The organism is Streptomyces sp. NPDC090499, assembly GCF_044769305.1.
Taxonomy (GTDB): domain Bacteria; phylum Actinomycetota; class Actinomycetes; order Streptomycetales; family Streptomycetaceae; genus Streptomyces.
Map to the genome: position 1 here is coordinate 1 of NZ_JBIVXP010000005.1, position 21,486 is coordinate 21,486.

Below are 21,486 nucleotides of genomic sequence, written 5' to 3' on the forward strand. Positions count from 1 at the left end.
CGACGACACGACACGCCACCACTCCCACCGAACCACCCGCACTATGCCTGACCAGCGAAAACACCGCCCTCATGTCCGGAAAGACAACAGCGTCTCAGGCCACGATTCAAGCCGTTAATGCCAACATTGTGCATATCGGGTACCCGCACGGGTGAAGTCTTCCTGATCTGGCCGCTCTAAAGGCGGGTGGTGCGCCTTACTGCCATCAGTGACGGTTCGGTGTTCCGCAGATGGGAGAGGCGGCGGTGAAGTACGCGTTGAATGAGAAGCAGCTGGAGCTGCTGAAGCAGGTTGCGGCGGCGCCGAAAGCGTACGAGGCAGCCAGTGCGCACAGCGGTGTTCTGTGGGCGTTGCAGCAGCGGGAACTTATTCAGAGGGAGCGTGGGCCGGCAGGGCGCGAGGTGGTGGTGCTGACAGCCAGTGGCCGCTTCTACCTCAAGCACGGGAAGCATCCCAAAGAGGTGGAAGCGGTTGAGCAGCGGCTGAAGGACGACCCGGCTCAGGCTGCTCTCGCGCCGGCAGACGGGGCGGAACTCGTGGCCAGGCTCCGCGCGGGCCAGGGAACGGTCACCGTGGCCAACGCCGGCCCCCAGACCCGCTCCCGCTGGCGTGCCGCGTACTATCACGCTCTGCACCACGGACACGTCCCAGACGGCTGCAAGCTGCGCTTCAGCGGCCGGGACAAGGGCGACGTGGTGCTGAAACTCCTGGACGAAGCAGCCCTCAAGGCTGCCGAACCACCTGCCGTCCCCGCAGTCGAGGTTCCAGATCACCTCCCGTCGAACCCCCACGCCCTTGTCGCACGCACGCGTAAAGCACTGGGACGTTCGAAGACCACCGTGGACACCCGGGACCGGCCCGACGTCGTTCCGATCAGCATTTCGCGTCACCTCGCCGACCGGGCTATGCGCATCGCCCACGCCCTCATCACCGAAGCCGAACGACGTGGCTACGAGGTCACCACCGACAGCAGCCGCCACCGCGGCGAAGCAACCCACCGCCTCGTGATCCGTATCGGCGCCCACGCCTACCCCTGGGAGATCACGGAGCGTACTGCCAAAGTGCCCCACGAGCCCACACCCCAGGAGCTCCAGAACATCGAGAAGAACCCCTGGGCCCGAAAGCCTCCCAAGTACGACCACCGTCCCGACGGCCGCCTCATGATCGCTTCGCCATACCAGAGCCCCTACGGCAGCTCCTCCTACGGCCACTCCGACGGCGCGAGATGGAAACTGGAAGACCGGCTCGGCCACTTCCTGCAGGACCTGGAGGAACGCGCCGCCCGCGCCGAGGAACAGCGCATCGAGAGAGAGCGCGAAGAACGGGCCCGCCAACGGAACTGGTACAGGACCCTGCGGCAGGCCCGCTCAGCCCAGATCACCGAGCACCGCAGCGCCGTCCTTGCCGACCAGGTAAAGCAGTGGCGCCTGGCAGAAGACATCCGAGCCTTCTGTACCGCAGCTCGTCAGTCCGGCGTAGCAACTGACTGGATGGAATGGGCTGAGAGCTATGCAGCATCCGTCGATCCACTCGCTACGCCCCTCAGCATGCCGTCCGATCCACCTGCTGGCCAGTACGACCTGCGTGAATACTTCCGGGGCGACCCCTACGCCCACCCGTGGCCGTTCGACAGAACCGGCCTGTGGACCCTGGCCGACGACGACACCGACAGCTGACGTGCGTGATCGCGAAGGGCTTGCAGCTCTGCACGCTGACGACGGCGCCTACACACCAGCACATGCGGTGCGAGCCCTGCTGATCGCTCAGGCTGCACTGCGCTGGCTGGACAGTTCTGTCGCCGATGAAGGGGTCGAGGGCGACGCCGCCTGAGGGCGCCGTCCTCGACCGGCGGTACACGATCACGGGCGTCATGGCAGCCATGCCGTCAGCCTCGCCGCTCGGCCTCCGGCCGTGCGCTGAGCCATCTGCGCAGGCAAACCCCGCGATCAGGCGGAGCAGGCCGAAGTCCGGTCGGGCACGGTCTCAGTGTGACCGATCCTGCGAATCAAGACCACAGACCGGAACGTCCGAAGGACTGTCTCCTCTACTGCCTGACGCCGGCCGAGCGGCGCCGGGCCATCCTGGGCGACGATGTCCTCGCCCACATCCGTGCCCTGGTGGAGGCTGCCCCTGAGCCTCCGCCTGAGGTCATCGGGAGGCTGCGCTGGATCATGGCGCACCCCGGCCGCGGCAACCGGTCGGCCACGGTACCCGAGCCGCCTGCGCCGCGACAGACAGGGCCCTGGTGCGAGCGACGGAGCGAGTCCGACCGAGCCGAGCCGATTCAGCCCCCCAGCGGGACCCAGGTGTGAATGCCGAAGAGCGCAAGCTTCGCGCCAAGCTCGGCGCCCGCGTCAGCTGGGCCAACACGACCGACTGCACCGTCTGTACCCGCCGCCGGCAGTCGAGCCGCCGTGGCCCGCGAGCTCCACCCCGGGGAACACTCATCCGCGCGGGCGACGGCTCCGAATCATCGGTAGGGGCATCAAGAAGCCGGGCCCTCACCCGTCGCCCGGGTGTTGCCGGGACGCTCAAGCCGGGCGACGAGAGCCGTGCCAAGCACGTGCCATCATTACTCGAAACCACAGGCCGTGGGCCCTGTTATCGCATCCCCTATGCGGTTGGTGGGTCACCCGTTCAGGGTCACAAGACGGACACAGCGCCCACGCTCCTGCCCTCGCCCCGAGCATGATGCCCCTCTCGACACGCACGTCCAGGGGGGACTATGAGCACCCGCACAACTATGGCCGTCGCCTTGCTACTCGGCGCTGCCGCCACCGCCTGCAGTAGCGGCGGAGAGCCCAAGACCATCCGCGTCACCGTCACACAGACGGTCACAGCAACACCCGACGGGGGGAGCGCTTCCGCCGACACGTCATCGTCGTCCGAGACGTACGCCTTCGGTGACCCGTGGGAGTTCGAGAGCTCTGACACCGCTGATCCCTTCGAGGGGTCTGTCGCCGTGCTCGGCTACAAGCAGGGCGTCACCTCCGTCGGCAGTGCCAGCGAAGAAGCGGGGGAGTCGGGCTATGTGTGGGCGTACGCGGACCTGAAGGTTTGCTCGACAAAGGGTTCGTACACGGACGACAACTCAAGCTGGACCCTCTACTACAGCGACGGGAGCCGGGTCGATCCGTCGAGCAGCACGTACGACGACTTCCCGAAGCCGGAGTTCCCGGTTCAGGTCACGATCACGGCGGGCAAGTGCGCGCGGGGGAAGCTGGTGTTCCCGGTCCCGGGCGGCAAGAGACCGGCCGCCGTGCTGTACGCGCCTTCGGGGTTGCAGGAGCCGAAAGAGTGGACCGTCCCGAAGGCATAGGAGAGAGGAGCTCCCGGCGGTCCGTTTCGGGTGCACTGGATGACCAGGCGGCTGGTCAGTTGCCTGCAATCACCTACCGACTGCGCTGCTCGCGCAATCACGCGAGAGCAGGGGCTTTGGGGTTGGCTGCTGTCGCCGCAGCCAACCGCTTGGTTTGAGGACCGTCTCGTAGACGGCCCGGAGTGTCGTCCGGGAGATGCCGGCTCCTTCCGCGGTCTGCCGCTCACTGGCGTGCTGCAGGAGGCCGCCCGCGATCTCCGCGAGGTTCAGGTGCGCCCGTGGCACCCGCAGCGCGGTGAGGGCCTCGTAGGCATGCTCGGGCGACTCCACGGTTCTTGTGCTGGTGACTGCGGATGAGGCGCTGGCCCACACCCGGCGGATGTAGTCCAGGATCGGATTCTAGTGATCAAGCCAAATGCCCAGGTCGGAGGGCCTTCATTGCTCCCTGTAGGGGCTTGTGCCTCACATTCCTGGCATCGGTTGACGGCTCTATGGCGGGAGCGTTGGCGTCGTTGCTTTCGGCAACTAGCCAGTGCTCCTGCCCATGGCAGCCTTGGTCGGTGTCTTGCTGGGGGCTTCGGCGATCAGCGGCGTTGTCGCGTCCGGTCGGTGGCAGCAAAACGTCTACTCAAGGACACCGCCGGAACTCGAAGATGTCCACGGCGAGACGCCGACGTATCAATCGGGTAGGAGGGCCGGGGGACCGGACCTCCTACCCGATTGATGCTCCGTCAGAAGAGCAGCCCAGGCTCAACTTCCGAGAAGCATCCTCCGCGGTCCTCTACAGCGAGGGCCCGTGGGACGACCGTCGGCGACTCCCAGTCGACGAAGAGCGCGACGACACAGACGGCCTGCGCTGACATGGACACACACGCAAACGCCCCGGTGAGCGTCAGGGAAGTCACAGGGGTCGTCCGGGCCTCGCAGGGCAATTGTCCGCAGGCTGGTTCCGCGCGGCCTGTACGGGCCGGTGCTGGCACGCCGACTGCCGCGACTGGAGGTGGAGTTGGCGCGGTGGATGCGCTCTGGAGCTCGGGCGAACCAATCTGAGTTCCAGGTCCTGCAACGGCTTGAACACAGCGACAGTCCGAGATCCGTCCGGGTCCGGCTCCCTGAGGGCCGCCGATGCCTCGAACAACGCCCTCACACTCTCCCAGCCTGGCCCCGGGGTGAAGCGCGCCAGGAAGAACGGCTGATCGCAACCGTACTCACTGAGCTCGCGAATCAGTATGTCCCCTCGCAAGAGATGCCACTGCGTCATCATGCGGCCTGCCCATCACTGCCGAGTCGAAATCGCATCTTCGCAGCGCACAACCGCCTGACCAGACACTTCTTTCTGAAACGATCAGTTAAGCGAGTCCGCCTCTACCTGCTTGATGTTGGCGATCGTCGGTTCCGGCATCCGCAGCTGGACTGGCGTTCCCTCGGCCAAGGTCGGCTGGGCGTCCGCCGCCTCCCACTGCTCGGGCTTCCAGGCTCCACTAGGTTCCCGGGAAGTGCGGTTCCGTCACCGGCGTTCCGGCCAGTCACCGTTGTCGTCCGGTGCGAGGGAAGAGTCGGCGGCCACCCATCAGTCGATCTGGAGCACGTACGAGAGTGGCTGCATCGCCCAGACGCACATACTTGATTGCACCACCGACTGGGCCCGCTGCGGGCCGGCGCCGCCTTCGCCGGGGCGCCGACGTACAGCTGTGCCCGCTTCAGGAGTCTGGGTGCCGCCAGGTCAGTGGCATCGCCGGTGTACCCGGCCGAGCTTGCCGACGCACGAGTGGCTGACGCACAAGAGCGCCGGTGAGGAGACGCGCCGCAACCATGAAGGGTTCGTACGTACTGACTTCGGCGACCGGCAGCCGCAGCCTGCCCGTCGGACGGGGCCCGCGGGGCAGGGGGCGGCCACCCGGCCGAAGCGCACGTCGCTTCATTGCCGGTGGTCAGTCACTTCATCGCACCTCGTGCGCGTACGGCGTGACGACCATCCGGTCGATCAGGGGTGCGTAACGGGAGCGGAGCAGCACCCCGGGGAAGGTGTCCGAGGCGTAGGTGGTCCCGTCGAAGTTCGGCAGTTCCTCGGAGCGGAAGGCGATCGTGTTCCTTCCCTTCTTCAGGTGCACGGGGACGGTCAGCTCCCAGAAGTTGTTCTGGTGGAAGGTGTGGGGGAAGCCGACACGGTGTACCTCGCCGTCGTTGACGGTGATGTCGGCGTGGCGGGCGAGCGGGTCCGGGTTGTAGTGGGTGGCCTCGGACTGCTCGGGGTTGGAGTAGCGGATGCGCAGCGCGTACAGCCCGGGCTCGTCCGCGGCGACCGTGAACGTCGCGGTGTTGCCGTTGCCCGGGGCGCCGCCGATTCCGGTGATCGCTGTGCCGTCGGTGGCCAGGGAGAGCGGGGTGGGCGAGGCCGTGCCTGCGAGTTCGGCGTCCTGCGCCTCGTACGTACGCGCCTTGAGCGTGCCGGCGGTGGGCGTGACCGACAGCCGATCGACAAAGGTGGCCGAACGGCCGGTCACCGTCACCTTGTTGATGCCACCGGAGAGGGAGACGGCGACCTTGTGCCGGGACTTGGTCACGTGCAGGACGTCGTGCCCGTTGACGGACAGCCGGGCGTCCGCGCCGCCGAGGGTGGCGACGTCGAGAGTGGCCTCCCGGTCGGCGGGGGAGTAGACCCAGAACGTGGCCGTCTGGTGCTTCGCGACCCGGACCGCGCCGGAGCCGGTGGCGGGGGCCGGGGTGTGCTTCGGGAGGTCGTAGACGGGGTGCGCCCCGCCGCTCGTCCAGGCCAGCTCGCCCTCGTGGACCTCGGTGGCCGCCGACGCGTCCGGCAGGGACAGGGTGAGGCGGTCGACGATGGCGTCACCCCTGGTGGCACGCTTGCCGTCGAGACTTCTCGCGGCGAGCGTCAGGGTGTGCCTGCCCTTGGTGAGATGCACCTTGGTGTCGGTGTGGTCCCACACCACCCATTTGTAGCCGAGCGGCATGTACAGCTCCTGCTCGCCGGCCGCCTGGCCGTCCACCCGCAGGAAGACGTTGGTGGGGCCCTGGTCCTTCACCTTGTCGAAGGTGTTGAGGGAGTTGGCGAAGACGCTCAGGTCGTAGGTGCCGTCCTCGGGCACGTCCACGGCGAAGTCGAGCGTGACGTCCGAGCCGGTGCGCAGGCCGCCGACGTCGTAGCCGCCGGAGGTGTAGAACTTCGACACATCGCTCGTCGACCCCTCCGGGCCGTTCTTCGAGTAGCCGGACCCGGTGTGGGCGGCGTCCTCCGCCTCGTACGATCCCTGCCAGCGCACCGGCGCCGACCGGGTGCCGCGCGCCCGGCCGGCCGGGCTGAGGACGATCTCGTACGCCGAGGACTCCTTCAGCTTCGGCAGCGTGCCGTCGCCGAAGTCGACGACGACCTTCCCGTCGTCACCGACCTTCAGCTCCGTCTCCGTCAGCAGCTTCGGGCCGGAGCTGTCGCCGACCTGTCCGCTCCAGTCGATCTCGCTCACCCAGGCGTGGACGCTGTCCCCGAAGACCTTCCTGGGCACGTTGTCGAAAGTGATGTGCCCCCTGCCGGTGGAGCCGCCGAAGACAAGCCGGGACTGCTTCTTCTTCTCGTCGAGTGCGGCCACTCCCTGCATCGTGTAGTTCTGGCCCGGGAACGGTGGTGTCACGTTCACCGTGTGCCCGCTCATCGAGGCGTAGGAGTGCAGCAGCCACCACTGGCCGTTGCCGCGGTTGGACTGCACCGCGGAGTCGGAGAGGTTGCCGTCGATGTTCCAGTACGCGATGTCGGCGTCCACCTTGGACTCCTCGATCGCGGAGACCCACTGGATCATCTGGCCGGGGACGGAGGTGTGGTAATTGAAGGCGTACTCGTTGATGTTGATCGGGAGTCGGGTGCCTTCCCGGTCGGTGCCCTTGAACAGGTCCTTCTCCCACGCCCGGTACCTGGCGACGCTCTGGCGCACCGCCTCCGGGTGGCTGAGCTCGTGCCAGGTGATCACGTCGGGGAGCGTGCCGGCCGCCAGGGTGTGCGTGAGGAAGACCTTCACCTGGTCGAACAGGACGCTGGTGTTGGGGCCGGCGATGCGGGCGTCCGGCATCCTGCCCTTGATGAGCTTGTAGGCGGAGTCCCAGGCGGCGAAGAAGTCCTTCGGGTCGGTCAGCCAGCTGACCTTGTCGTAGCTCCAGTCACCGGTGCCGAACATGTTGCCCTCGGGCTCATTGAACGGCACGAAGACGATGTTGTCCTGATACTGCTTCGGCAACTGCAGGACCTGGTCGACCTGCTTGCCGATCTTCTCCTCGTAGAGCTTCAGCTTCTCCGCGGGGGTGTCGCCCGGCCACTCGTACGGGAATCCCCGGTTGATGTCGGTCATGTAGATGTACACATCACCATCGGTGGCGTCGGCCAGCGGCCTGACCACGTCCAGCGCGTCGGCGCCGGGGTGCTGCGGGCCGTCCTGGGCCTTGGTGGAGACCGTGCGCAGGCCCATGCCCTCGATGAGGTTGCCGGTGGGGACGTCCGGTCCGTACACGCCGTAGAGCGTGCCGGAGGCGCCGCCGTGGAAGGTGCCGGTGTCCGAGCCGAGGTCGACGGTGAGCGCTCCCTCGCGGACCACGGTGACCGTTGCCCGCACGGTCTGCCCGGACGCGGTTCCGGTCACCGTGAAGGTGCCCGTACCGGCGTACTTCTCGGGCGGTACGGTGTCCCAGGTGACCGGCGTGTCGCGGTCGTAGCCGTCGGAGAAGGCAGAGCGGACCGAGACGGGCAACGACGGGGCGGTTCCGGTCATCGTACGGACGTCGAAGGACGTCTGCGAGAGCTGCGTCAGGGTGGGCACGCTCGCGACCGTGGCCACCACCTGCTCGGCGGTGAGCGCCGAGTGCCAGACGGTGAAGTCGTCTATCGCACCCCGGAGCAGCGGGTCCTGGTAGAAGGACTTCCCGATGTAGCCGGCCACGGCGGCCGAACCGTCCAGCAGGTCCCTGGCCCTGACGGTCGTGGCGGCCGAGGAGACGGCGACGCCGTCGAGGTAGGTGGTGACCCGCTGGGCGGCGGCGTCGAGGGTGACGGTGACCGTCCGCCAGCCGTCGACGGGCAGCGGCGCGTAACCGGACACCTGTGCCTCCGCACCGCCGCCGCCGGTGGTCACGGCGGTGCGCAGCACGCTGCCGTTGGACGGCGTGGTGAACAGGTACCTGCCGGTACCGGTGCCCAGATCGAAGATCCGCTGCCACGCTGACTTGTCACCGCTCCACTTCACCCGGGCCGAGACCGTCAAGTCACTCGCGTCACCGAGGACTTCCCGGGGCAGGCGGACGTACGCCCCGTCGGAGGTCGGCGCCCCACCGGGCAGAGACAGCGCCCTGCCCCCGTCCGTGCCCGCGACCGACTCGGCGGTGGAGGCATTCACCAGGGTCGCCGTCAGACCGTTGCCGGAGCTGTCGGTGATCCTGCCGGAGGCGAGGTCGTCCTGGTCGAAGGTGTAGTGGGCGGTGGGCTGAGGCGTCTCGGCCGCCTGTGCGGGCACGGCGGGAGCGGCCAGCAGGCCCGCGCCGAGGGTCAGCGCCACTGCGGCCGGGGCCCGGCGCCGGTCGGATCTGTCAGCGGATGGCATGGATCGCGTCCTCAATCCTTGTGTATCAGCGTAACGGCGTGTCGACATATGTCGAACCGGTTCGATCCAGAGCGCGCGGTAGCAGGAGAAGTCGTCGGACGGCGGAGGGCGGGCCCTTCGGCTCCAGCGGAGGTGCGGAACCGCCTTGCGGTCGCCAGAAGGATCACTTCATCGAACCGGTTCGGGGAAGCTAGCACCATGGAATCCTGACCCTCAATCCCCCGAGCGAAAGAAAACCGGACCTTCTACCGGACAGGAAAGTCGCGTCGGGGGTGTTGACAGTGGATGCTGCTGTTTCTACTTTCACTTCACGCGAACCGGTTCGACGATCGGATCCGCGTCGCGTTCCACCACCCACTCTCGTGAGCCGATGAGTACTCTCTCCATCGAGGAGTCGAACCGGTTCGAGCTAGGAGCCGCCGTGAACATCGGTGAGATCGCCCGCCGGGCCGGTGTCTCGCGGAGCACCGTGTCGTACGCGCTGAGCGGCAAGCGCCCGGTCTCGGACGACACGCGCCGGAAGATCCAGCAGGTCATCGACGAGTTGGGCTACCGCCCGAACGCGACCGCCCGGGCCCTTGCCAACGGCCGGACCAACACGATCGGGCTGGTCTTCCCGCCGGCGGGCAACCACTACACCGGGATGCAGCTGGATTTCATCGGCAGTGTGGTGGAGGCCGCCGCCACCTACGACTACGACGTACTGCTGTCACCGAGCGGTGTGGACAGCGACCGCTCCTTCCAACGGCTGCTGGGGGAACGCCGCGTCGACGGCGCGATCCTGATGGAGATCAGGCTGGCGGACGACCGGGTCGACCACCTGGCAGAACTGGGCTTTCCCTCGGTCGCCATCGGCCGTACCGCCCACCCGGAAGGCGGCTGGTGGGTCGGGCTCGATCACACCGCCCTTGCGGCGGCGTGTGTCCACCACCTTGCGGACCTCGGCCATCGCCGGATCGCCTTCGTCAACCGTCCCGATCAGCTGCTGCGGGCCGGATACGAGTCCGCGCACCGCGGCCTGGAGGGCTTCACCAAGGCCGCGGCCGAGCGCGGTCTGACCATGCGGGCGTACAGCTGCGGGGATGACGCCGCATCCGGCCAGGCCTGCCTTGAGAAGATCCTGCACGACGAGCCGGCCACTACCGGTCTGGTCACGCTGAACGAGGCCGCGCTGGGCGGTCTCTACCGGGGGCTCGCGGAGGCGGGCCGCCATGTGCCGCGTGACTTCTCCGTCACCGGGGTCGTGGCCGGTCGGTGGGCGGAGACGGTGACCCCGCAGCTCACCGCGGCCGACGTACCGGCGGAGGAGATGGGCCGGCGCGCCGTCGACCTGCTGGTGGAGCGCCTCGACCATCCCGACGCGCCGCCGCGGCACCACCTCCTCGCCCCGCCGATCTCCCTGCGGGCCAGCACCGGACCCGCCGGCACCGGCACCGCGCTCTGACCGCACTCGCGTAGCCCTGCTCCTCGATTCCCTTCACCTCACGGACGCCCGAACGGCCCGACAGTGCCGTTCGCCGTGCCCGCCACTCCTTCGCTGGCCCGTGCCTCGGCGCCAGCATGCCCAGAACAAAGGAACCCTCGCGATGAACAACACCTCCAGACAGCGCCGCCTGGCCGCCGCGGCCGCCACCGTCCTCACGGTGGCCGTCACCGCCACCGCCTGCTCCTCCGGCTCGGGCAGCAGCGACACCAAGGGCGTCGGCAGCGGTACGTACACCGTCTGGGACCCGTACCCGCAGTTCGACAAGACCTCGGACTGGGCGAAGCTGCTCGACCAGTGCGGCACCAAGGCCGGAGTGAAGATCAAGCGGACCGGCTTCGACACCAGCGACCTGGGCAACAAGACGCTGCTGGCGGCGCAACAGGGCAACTCCCCGGACGTGCTCATCGTCGACAACCCGGTGGTGTCGACCCTGGCCGAGGCAGGCGTGCTCACCACCACCGACGACAACAAGCTGGACACCTCGAAGGTCGACCCCAACCTGCTCGCGGCCGGCCAGCTGGGCGGGAAGACCTACGGCACACCCATCGGCGCCAACACCCTGGCCCTCTACTACAACAAGAAGGTCCTGAAGGCGGCCGGCGTGGACATCGCCTCGGTCAAGGACTGGGACACGCTGACGGCGGCGCTGGCGAAGGTCAAGAAGGCCGGCAAGAAGGGCATCACCTTCTCGGCGATCGGCACCGAGGAGGGCAGCTTCCAGTTCCTGCCCTGGTTCTGGGGGTCGGGCGCGAAGCTGACCGAACTCGACTCCGCCCAGGCCGTGTCGGCGCTCTCGTTGTGGAAGGGCTGGCTGAGTCAGGGATACGCCCCCAACTCGGTGCTCAACAACACCCAGACCACCAGCTGGCAGGAGTTCGCCAGCGGCGACTACGCGTTTAGCGAGAACGGCACATGGCAGCTCGCAAACGCCAAGAAGGCCGGCTTCGACTACGGCGTGCTGCCCATCCCCGGCGTGAACGGCGGCAACGCCGCGGCCCCGACCGGCGGCGAGTTCGTGACCATCCCCGTCCAGAAGGACACCGCCCGCTACGCCACCTCACAGAAGCTGGCGACCTGCCTGACCAGCACCGCCAACCTCTACACCACCGACACCACCCTGTCCTACGTGGCCCCGACCGGCGAGGTTCAGGACAAGCAGGTGGCCGCGAACGCCGAGCTGAAGCCGTGGGTCGACGCGGTCAAGGCGGCCAAGGGCCGCACCAGCGACGACCTGGGCACCAAGTACCCCAAGATCTCCGAGCAGATGTGGAAGGCCGTCCAGTCCGCCCTCAGCGGCTCCAAGTCGCCCAAGGACGCGCTGTCCGCGGCGCAGGCTGCGGCCAAGTGACGTGCCGATGAAGCAGACGACACACCCGCTGGACCACCGGTCCGAGCGCATCCGGATCGGGGCGGCGCCCGCCGCCGCCCCGCCCCGAGCCCGCAGCGGGAAGCGCCCCCGGCCCACGTCCACTCAGTGGGCCGCCTGGGGATTCCTCGCCCCGGTGACCCTCTATCTCGCCCTCTTCTACGCCTATCCGCTCTACCGCAACCTCGACCTGAGCCTGCGCGACTACACCGTCCGCTCCTTCGTCCAGGGCGACGCGCCGTTCACGGGCCCGGCGAACTACCGCAAGGTGTTCGCCGATCCGACCTTCGCCCCGGCCCTGCTGCACACGGTGGTCTTCACCGCCGTGTGCCTGATCTTCCAGTACGCCATCGGGCTCGCCCTCGCCGTCTTCTTCAACCAGAACTTCCGGCTCTCGGCCACCCTGCGCGCCCTGTTCCTCGTACCGTGGCTGCTGCCGCTGATCGTGTCGGCCTCCACCTGGTCGTGGATGCTCAACAGCGAGTCGGGCGTCGTCAACGCCGTCCTGCAGGCCGTCGGCATCGGGCCGGTGAACTGGCTGACCTCGCCGTCCTGGTCGCTGACCTCAGTGATCATCGCGAACATCTGGATCGGAGTCCCGTTCAACCTGGTCGTCCTCTACAGCGGCCTCCAGTCCATCCCCGCCGGCCTGTACGAGGCTGCCGCCCTCGACGGGGCGGGAGCCTGGCGCCGGTTCTGGTCCATCACCTTCCCGCTGCTGCGTCCGGTCTCCGCGATCACCCTGCTGCTGGGGCTGGTCTACACGCTCAAGGTCTTCGACATCATCTGGATCATGACCAAGGGCGGCCCGGCGGACTCCTCCACCACCTTCGCCACCTGGTCCTACCAGCTCGGCTTCGGCAACCTGCTGCCCGCCTTCGGCCCGGGTGCGGCCGTCGGCAACCTGCTCGTGGTCGCCGCCCTGGTCTTCGGCCTGGCCTACGTCCGCGTACAGAGAAGGCAGGCGCTGTCATGAGCCACATAAGCAGGCATACCTGGGTGAAGACCGCGATCGGCGTCGTGCTGACCGGGATCATGCTCTTCCCGGTCTACTGGATGGTCAACGTCTCCCTCACCCGGGACCAGGACATGCGGAAGAGCCCGCCGGATCTGCTGCCGCTGCACGGCACCCTGGCCGGCTACCGCACCGTCCTCGACGAGCAGTTGCCCTACCTCGGCACCAGCCTCGTCATCGGTCTGGGCACCGTCGCCCTGTCTGTCGCCCTGTCCGCCCCGGCCGGTTACGCACTGGCCAAGCTGCGCCCGCGCGGTGGCGGCATCCTCAGCTTCGTCCTGCTGGCCGCCCAGATGATCCCCGGCATCATCATGGCGATGGGCTTCTACGCCATCTACCTGCAGCTCGGCCTGCTCCAGTCCGTCCCCGGCCTGATCGTCGCTGACTCCACCCTGGCCGTACCCTTCGCGGTCCTGATCTTCACGGCGTTCATGTCCGGCATCCCCGGCGAACTCCTCCAGGCCGCGCAGGTGGACGGAGCGAAGGCCCTGCGCACCTTCTGGTCAGTCGTGCTGCCGATGAGCCGAAATGCTGTCGTCACCGTCTCACTGTTCGCGTTCCTGTGGTCCTGGTCCGACTTCGTCTTCGCCAGCACCCTGGTCAACGGCGGCGCCCATGAGCCGATCACCCTCGGTATCTACCACTACATCGGCAACAACAACCAGCAGTGGAACGCGATCATGGCCACCGCCGTCGTGGCCTCGCTTCCGGCCGCCGTGATCCTCGTCCTCGCCCAGCGGTACGTCGCCGCCGGGGTGACCGCCGGCGCCGTCAAGGACTGAACCGCCCAACCCGCCGGCGCGACCGGCCAGTCGCCAGTCCGCTGCTGCCCCCTGCTCCAGAAACGAGTCACGCCACCATGACCGCCGCCCCACCCGGCCCGGCCTTCTCCGTCCACGACATCCCGTTCAGCACCTACGGATCCTGGTTCGACATCTCATACGTGGTAGCGGAGAAGACACACGCCGAGGACCTCCACCTCGTGTCTCACCAAAACGGCATGCACGGAGTCCTGCGCCTGGTCCCCCTGAACACCACGGCTGAGGGCGACTGTGCCGAGGCTCGCGTCGTGGCGACACCGGGCCTGCTCAGCTGGATCGGCGAGAACGGGCGCGTCGACCTCGCCTACGAGTCGCCGGAGATCGTACGCCTGCGGGGCAGCGGCCTGGGCATCGGCGTCTTCGCCGCCGCCAAGGCCCTGACACCGTTCAGTGGCACGTACTTCTTCCACGACCCGGCGGCGGACGCGCACGTGTTCACCTCGTACGAGACCGGGCGCCGCTACCGCGTCACCGTGTTGTCCGGCACCCTCGCCGAGGTGGCCGGAGCGCAGGCCCTGGGTAGCGTCGACCGCGGTGTCGGCGTGACGGCGGACGCGGACGGGACCTGGGAGATCGCGATCGACGAACTCGACACCGCCCGCCCGCCCTACGTGCCCTCGGGGACCTTCGAAGACGTCGTGGAGTCCGCGCGACGTGCGTTCGCGGACTTCCTGGACGCGGTGGCACCCTGGCGTTCGGCCGCCACGCCGGCGGCCGAACTCGCCGCCTACGTGGTCTGGTCGGCGACAGTACGGCCGGCGGGCCTGGTCACCCGGCCCGCCGTGCTGATGTCCAAGCACTGGATGGACAAGGTCTGGAGCTGGGACCACTGCTTCAACGCCCTTGCTCTTGGCCGCGGTTGTCCCGAACTCGCCCTGGACCAGTTCGCCCTGCCCTTCGACCACCAGGACGACAGCGGTGCCCTGCCCGACTCGGTCACCCACTCCGAGGTTCTGTACAACTTCGTCAAGCCGCCCATCCACGGCTGGGCCTTCGGTCGCCTCCGCCGGCTCCTGCCAGTACCTCCCGACCAGGAGCAACTGACCCAGGCGTATGACCGGTTGGAGCGCTGGACCACCTTCTGGCTGACCGCGCGACGGACCCCCGGCACCGAACTGGCCCACTACCAGCACGGCAACGACAGCGGATGGGACAACGCCACTACTTTCGACCCCGAGCGCGTGGTCGTCACCGCCGACCTGGCCGCCTTCCTCGTGCTCCAACTGCACGAACTCGCCCAGTTGGCCGAGGAGCTGGGCAAGGAGGATGTGGCACGCTGTTGGACGGCCGCAGCTGAGAAGACACAGACCGCACTGCTCGACGAGCTCTGGACCGGAGAGCGGTTCGTCGCCCGGGGAGTCGCCAGTGGGGACACCTGGAGCAGCGCCAGCCTCCTAGACCTGATGGCCATCGCGCTGGGCGAGCACCTGCCCGACGAGATCAGCAGCGCGCTGGCCGACCGCATCAAGGCCCACCTCACCCCGTACGGGCTGGCCACCGAACTGACCACTTCGCCGCACTACCTCGCCGACGGCTACTGGCGCGGCCCGATCTGGGCCCCGGCCACCGTCCTCGTCGAGGACGGCCTGCGCCGCGCCGGACACCACCGGCTGGCCGACGACGTCAGCGCCCGCTTCCGCGCCCTGTGCGAGACCCACGGCTTCGCCGAGAACTTCGACGCCGTCACCGGAATGGGCCTGCGCGACCGCGCCTACACCTGGACCGCCAGCTGCTACCTCCTCCTCGCGGAAGCGTACGCACACCGAGACGGCCACTGACCGGCCGCCTCCCACACAGCCCCGGGGCCGGACCGGCCCTGGTTTCTCTCCTTCCCCCAGGAGCCGCACAGTGAAGCCGTTGAGAGCAGTCCCCGAAACCACCTACCGCACCAGACGTCGCGCGGCCGCGTCCGTCGCCGTCCTCATGGCAGCCCTGGCCTCGACCCTGGTGCCAGCCGCCGCCTCCCGGGCCGCGGACACCAGCGTCACCGTCGACTTCGCCACTGCTGGCGGCACTCCCACCTACCACGCCTCCGGCATGATCTACGGCATGACGCCGGACGGCTCGCTCCCGCAGGACCACTTCTTCACGGACATCAAGTGGCACTTCATGCGGGCCGGCGGCGCACAGCTCAACAGCGGCGGCTACGCCACCAGCCTCGCCGACTACCAGACCCGCTGGAACTCGACTCTGGCGCAGTACAAGCGGACCGCCGCCCTCGGAGGCACGTTCGTGCTGCTACCACACGACCTGTGGGGCGCCGACAGCACGACCAGCCAGGGCTGGCCCGGTGACAACGGTGACTGGACGCAGTTCGACAACTTCGTCAACCAGCTCATCAGCGACGTCCAGGCCAACAACATGACGGTCGAGTGGGACCTGTGGAACGAGCCCGACAACGCACCGTTCTGGGGCGCCTCACAGACCCAGTACCTGCAGATGTGGTCGCGTTTCTACGCCAAGGTGCGCGCCGCGTTCCCCAACCAGCTGATCGTCGGCCCCAGCATCGCCGGCCAGCCGAACTCGTCCTACGCCTGGTGGACGACGTACCTGAACTACGTCAAGGCCAACAACGTCGCCCCCGACATCTACAGCTGGCACGACGAGCCCGGTGACCCGGTCACCGACGTGGGCCGCGCCAACTCGACCATCTCCGCGGCAGGGCTGACGAACACCCGCCCCTACCAGATCAACGAGTACGCCACCCTGTCCATGCAGTCCCCGGGCGGCGGCGCCTGGTTCATCGGCCGTCTGGAGCGGGCCGGCGCCGACGGCCTGCGCGGCAACTGGGCCTCGGGCACCGCCCTGCACAACAACGAGGCGAACCTGCTGACGAAGAACAGCTCCGGCCAGTACCTGCCGCTCGGCGAGTGGTTCATGTACCGCTACTACGGCTCGCAGACCGGCAACATCGTCAACTACATCCCCGGCACCAACACCGATGGCCTGGCCACCAAGGACAACAGCGCCAAGAACGCCAAGATCCTGCTCGGCAGCAACGGCAACACCGGCACGGTCACCGTCAACCTCACCGGCCTGAACACCACCTCGGTTGTGGAGAGCGGTCAGGTCCGCGCCGTCGTCCAGCGCATCCCCTACAACAGCGGTGCCGCAGTCACCGGACCCACCACCATCTCCGACACCACCCTGACCGTCAGCAACAACGTCGCCTCTCTGACCGTCCCGTACACCAACGCCAAGGACGGCTACACGATCACCCTTCTCCCGCCGTCCAACACCACCATCTCCACGGTCGCGGTGAGCGAGAACAGCGGCCAGTGCCTGGACGACACCAACCTGAGCACCGCCGACGGCACCCAGTACCAGCAGTACTACTGCGAGGGCGGCTACCAGCAGATGCTCGACTTCAAGCCGGTTGCCGGGCGGACGAACACCTACACGGTGGTCAACGAGCTCAGCGGCAAGTGCCTGGACGTCTCCGGTGACTCGACCGCGGACGGCGCCGCCGTCATCCAGAACACGTGCAACGGCCAGACCAACCAGATGTTCACCCTCAACCCCGTCACCGCGCTCGGCAACAGCCAGGACTACCAGCTCGCCGCCGTCCACAGCGGCAAGTGCGTCGACGTCTCCAACGTCTCCACCCAGCCGCGAGCACTCATCCACCAGTGGACCTGCGACGCGGCGAGTGCGCTGAGCACCAAGAAGAACCAGATCTGGAGACTCGCCGGCAAGAGCTGATGCCTCTCCTCGCGCGGGTGACCGTCCGGTGCTGCCGCCGAACGGTCACCCACGTTTCACCGGGTCGGCCGAGGTTGCTGAGTTACAAGGTCCGTTTCTTGGAGATACCGCGAGAAATTGGACTGCGCGCCTGCGCTCCACGCGCTCGTGCTCGGTCGTCATCCCGCTCATGTGGATGTCTCTGCCCTATCGGCATGGTGCGTGCCGAGAATCACGTCCGTGAAGGTCAAGCGGCGTGTTGGTACTCGTGGATCACTCCGCCGAGGCGGTCGTGTCGACGTACGTCGAGGCGAGCGATCCCCCTGGGGTCGGTGATGGTTTCGGGGAGAGCGCGCAGCGGCGCGGCTGCGTGCAGGAAGCGGTGGGTGCGGTGCTCGTTGTGGAACCGCTCGTACTCGCTCAGGGCATGGCGCAGGTGGTGAGCGTTCCAGATGAGGGTGCGGTCGAGGAGCTCGCGGCGGAGGCTGAGCACCCATCTCTCCATGATCGAGTTCATCCTTGGCATGCGGACGCCGGTGAACACGCTCTGGATGCCGACGTCGGCGAGGATCTCGTGGATACGGCGGTAGCCCCAGCCGCTGTTCTCGCGGGCCAGGCGCAGGACCAGCGCCCGGATCGAGCGGACGGTGCGCGGCCGTCCGGGCCGCTTGGGGCGGTAGATGCGGGCGTGCCGCTGCTTCACCAGGTTGTGGTGCCACCGCAGCACCGTGTCCGGACGTACCAGAAGCCGGAGACGACGCAGCACCTGGGCGGCAGCGGTGCCAGGAGCGCGGCGAGGAAGGCCCGATCCTCGGGGACAAACTTCACCCTTTTCGGGCCGAGTTGGCGCTCAAGGACCGTGATCTGGTGGCGTAGGGCCAGGATCTCGGCGTCCTTGGCGCGGTCGCTTATCGGGAGCAGCCAGAGCGCGGCGAAGGCGTTCGACACGGCCAGACGGGCGAGACGCAGGAGCACGAGTGGTCATCATGCCGTGCCAACTGGCAGCGGCCGCAAGCGGGATGACCTGAGCGGACGAGATTCTCGGCACGCACAATGCCGCGCGTGGGGCCTTACCACAGCAATCAGCCCATCTGTTTGAGCGGCAGTTGTGGCGTCGGATCCTGTACTGCCCGCCAGGCCCAGGTGCGCGTGCCGGCACGCGCAGCGCACTGCGCGTAATCCGGTGCGTCGGGATGAAGCAGGAGCAGGCGACCAAAACATCCGTTTCGTCACCTTGTTCGGCGTGAAAGTTGCATCACCCTCATCGACTCCACCGGACCTGACTGCGACGGCGTCCCAAAATGGAGCAATTGGTGAAAAGGCTCCCGCTCATGTGACTGGAAGGCTTCCGCCTTGTGGGTTGTCAGCCCTGGTGAGTGTCGGGGTGCGGGCCGACCCGTCCGCTGGGGCCTCGGTCGAGTGCGTCGATGGCACGCATCTCGTCCGGCGTGAGCTCGAAGTCAAAGATGTCGATGTTTTCGCGCATGTGCTCGCGACGACTGGACTTGGGGATGGCGATGTGGTCGTGCTGGATGTGCCAGCGAAGGATGATCTGCGCTGTCGACTTGCCATGCTCGCCGGCGATGTGGGTGATGGCCGGATCGGTGAGAGGTTCGCGATTGTGGCCGAGCGGACAGTACGCCTCGATGGCGACTCCGTGCCGCATGGACGCTTCGCGTACGGTGCGATTCGGGAAGTAGGGATGGATCTCGAACTGGTTGAGGGCGGGTGCGATGCCGGTCGCCTCGACGATGCGGTCGAGATGGGCAGGCTGGAAGTTGGAGACGCCCGCGCTGTGCAACCGTCCCTCGGCGACGAGTTCGATAAGAGCTTGCCAGGTTGAGACGTAGTCCCCGTCATAGAGCGTGGGGGCCGGCCAGTGGATCAAGAATAGGTCGAGCTGCTCCAGGCCGAGGTTCTGCAGGGTCTGGTCGAAAGAGCGTCGTACGTCGTCCGGTGCATGGTTGCTGGTGGCAAGCTTGCTGGTGATGTAAAGGTCGTCGCGCGGGATTCCGCACGCGGCGATAGCTCGTCCGACGGCTTGTTCGTTGCCGTAGGACTGGGCGGTGTCAATGTGCCGATACCCTGCCTCTAGGGCCTGAGCGACGGTTTTGGCGGTCGCCTCGACATCGGCTTCCGCGGTTTCCCAGTCCGGTTGCAGGGCCAGAGTGCCGAAGCCGAGCTGCGGGATCGTGGTCCCGCCTCGCAACGTGATCCGGGGAGTTGACGTGGGGTTTGAGTGCATGAGTCGAGTACTCCGCGTCGTGCGTGACGTGTAATCCGGGGCGCCCCGGTCCGAGCCAGGACAGACGCAGGTGCCCCAGGCTTTGACAGGCCTCGGTCCTGCAGATCCTCACTCGCGGGCGTACCGTTCGACGATGTCCGAACCTGGAATTCCATCGCACCCCCGCGATCTGGGGAGCGGCGGCGCATCGGAGGTGGCCTTCCCGCCTGTCGCCGGATGTCAGCCAGCGCAGTCCGGCGAGCTGGGGTGGGTCTGGCAGTACCCCGGAGAAGGCGGCACGGGCACGCTCGTGGCCTGGGCTTGGGGGACGAGAACGAATCCGAGCACGGCACTCAGGACCGCGGTGACCAGGGCTGCCCGGCAGAGGTGGCTGACTGAAGGTGTGACGCTCATGATTCTCCTTGGATGGGCAGCTGCCCAGGTGACGGCAGTGTCAGGGGGATTCCCGGGCGCCATTGCGACGTTCGCGGGAGGTAGCTGATCGGTCGACGTTCGTGACAGCAGCACTTTTCCTCAGATGCGCTTCAAGACGATTGCGAGCCGACTCGAGGTCGCCGAAGCCGGCCCGAAGGAGGGAAGGTGCTAGCCAAAGGAGTAGCTGATTGGTTCGAGAGGGCGAGGCAAGTGGCTCAGCCGACGAGGTGATGCCGGTAGAGCGGCACATAGTGAGCCTCCGAGCTCCTGCCAGGACGACGCTGCTCAGTCTGCGATCAGCGCTCAAGCAGGCGCATCTGCGCCTCGGGATGGTGCGCCCCCGCTGCTGTGGGCAGCTCGCCGAGCTTGGCGATCTGCGCGGGGGTCAATTTGATGGAGTCGGCGCCGAGGTTCTCCTCGAGGCGGGAGACGCGCTTGGTGCCGGGAATCGGTGCGATGTGCTCGCCTTGGGCGAGGAGCCAGGCCAGGGCGACCTGTGCAGGGGTGGCGTCGGCTTCGGCGGCGATGGACCGTACTTCCTGGGTGATGCGCAGGTTGTGCTGGAGGTTCTCGCCGGTGAAGCGCGGATGGTGCCGGCGCCAGTCACCCTCGGGGAGGTCATCGGGGGAGTTGATCGTTCCGGTCAGGAAGCCGCGACCGAGCGGTGAGTAGGGGACGAACCCGATCCCCAGTTCGCGGCACAGCGGCAGTACGGTCACTTCCAGGTCGCGGGTCCACAGGGAGTATTCCGACTGGACCGCGGTGACCGGGTGCACGGCGTGGGCGCGGCTGATGGTCTCGGGTCCCGCCTCGGACAGCCCGATGTGGCGGACCTTGCCCTCGGCAACCAGGTCGCCGAGCGCGCCGACAGTCTCCTCAATCGGGACGTTGGGGTCGACTCGGTGCTGGTAGTACAGGTCGATGCGGTCGGTGCCCAGCCGTGTGAGGGAGCCTTCGACGGCCTCTCGGACGTTGGCCGGGCTGCTGTCGAGCCGCCCCACCCCGGAGTGGTAGACGAGTCCGAACTTGGTGGCGAGCACGACCTGGTCGCGTCGAGTGCTGACCGCTTTGCCGATCAGCTCCTCGTTGACGTAGGGGCCGTAGCCCTCGGCGGTGTCCAGGAGGGTGACGCCCAGATCCAGGGCCCGGTGGATGGTGCGGATCGACGCGATCCCGTCGGTACCCGCGCCGGTCATCCCCATCGCCCCCAGGCCGATGCGCCCAACGTCCAGGGTTCCGAGAGTGGTGTGCTTCATGATCGCTTCTCCGTTGGTGACGAGGCGGCTGGTGCCGACGGGCGCCCGGTCAGCTGATGGTTCCGGGACATGTCCTTGACGTGCTCGCGACGTGAGTCCCAGGCATGCCGTCAGTCCTCTTTCACAGCCCAGCAGCACGGACTGTGCGCGAGTGCGGAAGCCTGGCTTGGCTGAACGGCTCGCGGACGTCACGGTGTCACTGAGCGTGATGTGGCTTGTTGCTGTGCTCAGAGGATCTCTGAAGAGGTTCGAGGAGGTTCATGGCCGCCTCGCCGAACGCACGTTG

At 67.5% G+C, this 21,486-nt stretch carries 12 protein-coding genes and 2 pseudogenes; 9 read left to right on the plus strand and 5 right to left on the minus strand.

The window, feature by feature from the left end:
* Positions 1–245 precede the first annotated feature (245 nt).
* The 3 genes from ACIQVL_RS19290 (at position 246) to ACIQVL_RS19300 (ending at position 3,319) form a co-directional block, all read left to right on the plus strand.
* On the plus strand, positions 246–1,676 hold the full coding sequence (locus ACIQVL_RS19290; protein ID WP_403442681.1) for a hypothetical protein: 1,431 nt from the start codon (positions 246–248) through the stop codon (positions 1,674–1,676).
* Position 1,677: 1 nt separating this feature from the next.
* Positions 1,678–1,830 (plus strand): hypothetical protein, encoded by a 153-nt coding sequence (locus ACIQVL_RS19295; RefSeq protein WP_403442679.1) that lies wholly within the window; start codon positions 1,678–1,680, stop codon positions 1,828–1,830.
* Positions 1,831–2,725: 895 nt separating this feature from the next.
* Positions 2,726–3,319 (plus strand): DUF4352 domain-containing protein, encoded by a 594-nt coding sequence (locus tag ACIQVL_RS19300; RefSeq protein WP_403442678.1) that lies wholly within the window; start codon positions 2,726–2,728, stop codon positions 3,317–3,319.
* A gap of 1,345 nt (positions 3,320–4,664) precedes the next feature.
* On the opposite strand, the pseudogene ACIQVL_RS19305 reads toward ACIQVL_RS19300, so the two are convergent.
* Both ACIQVL_RS19305 and ACIQVL_RS19310 read right to left on the minus strand, forming a co-directional pair.
* A pseudogene (locus tag ACIQVL_RS19305) lies at positions 4,665–4,802 on the minus strand (pyridoxamine 5'-phosphate oxidase); the annotation flags it as partial.
* Positions 4,803–5,259: 457 nt separating this feature from the next.
* Positions 5,260–8,916: a LamG-like jellyroll fold domain-containing protein gene (locus ACIQVL_RS19310; RefSeq protein ID WP_403475926.1), complete on the minus strand. Its 3,657-nt coding sequence runs from the start codon at positions 8,914–8,916 to the stop codon at positions 5,260–5,262.
* 421 nt (positions 8,917–9,337) lie between these two features.
* Between ACIQVL_RS19310 and ACIQVL_RS19315 the strand changes: the two genes are divergently transcribed.
* From ACIQVL_RS19315 to ACIQVL_RS19340, 6 genes are all read left to right on the plus strand, one after another.
* On the plus strand, positions 9,338–10,360 hold the full coding sequence (locus ACIQVL_RS19315; protein ID WP_403442708.1) for a LacI family DNA-binding transcriptional regulator: 1,023 nt from the start codon (positions 9,338–9,340) through the stop codon (positions 10,358–10,360).
* A 142-nt stretch (positions 10,361–10,502) separates the two neighbouring features.
* Positions 10,503–11,750, plus strand: a complete 1,248-nt coding sequence (locus tag ACIQVL_RS19320; protein WP_403442673.1) for an extracellular solute-binding protein — start codon at positions 10,503–10,505, stop codon at positions 11,748–11,750.
* Positions 11,751–11,757: 7 nt separating this feature from the next.
* Complete coding sequence (locus ACIQVL_RS19325) at positions 11,758–12,744, plus strand: carbohydrate ABC transporter permease (RefSeq protein WP_403442670.1); 987 nt, start codon at positions 11,758–11,760, stop codon at positions 12,742–12,744.
* Complete coding sequence (locus ACIQVL_RS19330; protein ID WP_403442667.1) at positions 12,741–13,565, plus strand: carbohydrate ABC transporter permease; 825 nt, start codon at positions 12,741–12,743, stop codon at positions 13,563–13,565. Before ACIQVL_RS19325 ends, ACIQVL_RS19330 begins: the two co-directional genes overlap by 4 nt.
* Positions 13,566–13,642: 77 nt before the next feature.
* Positions 13,643–15,382, plus strand: a complete 1,740-nt coding sequence (locus tag ACIQVL_RS19335) for an amylo-alpha-1,6-glucosidase (RefSeq protein ID WP_403475927.1) — start codon at positions 13,643–13,645, stop codon at positions 15,380–15,382.
* A gap of 79 nt (positions 15,383–15,461) precedes the next feature.
* On the plus strand, positions 15,462–17,306 hold the full coding sequence (locus tag ACIQVL_RS19340) for an RICIN domain-containing protein (RefSeq protein ID WP_403442663.1): 1,845 nt from the start codon (positions 15,462–15,464) through the stop codon (positions 17,304–17,306).
* A 226-nt stretch (positions 17,307–17,532) separates the two neighbouring features.
* On the opposite strand, the pseudogene ACIQVL_RS19345 reads toward ACIQVL_RS19340, so the two are convergent.
* The 3 genes and pseudogenes from ACIQVL_RS19345 to ACIQVL_RS19355 form a co-directional block, all read right to left on the minus strand.
* Positions 17,533–18,260 (minus strand): annotated as a pseudogene (locus tag ACIQVL_RS19345) (integrase core domain-containing protein).
* 388 nt (positions 18,261–18,648) lie between these two features.
* A complete protein-coding gene (locus tag ACIQVL_RS19350) occupies positions 18,649–19,530 on the minus strand; it encodes an aldo/keto reductase (RefSeq protein ID WP_403442660.1) in 882 nt (293 codons plus the stop codon).
* 710 nt (positions 19,531–20,240) lie between these two features.
* The gene (locus ACIQVL_RS19355; RefSeq protein ID WP_403442658.1) at positions 20,241–21,200 is read right to left on the minus strand and encodes an aldo/keto reductase; all 960 of its coding nucleotides are present in this window, start codon (positions 21,198–21,200) and stop codon (positions 20,241–20,243) included.
* Positions 21,201–21,486: the final 286 nt, after the last annotated feature.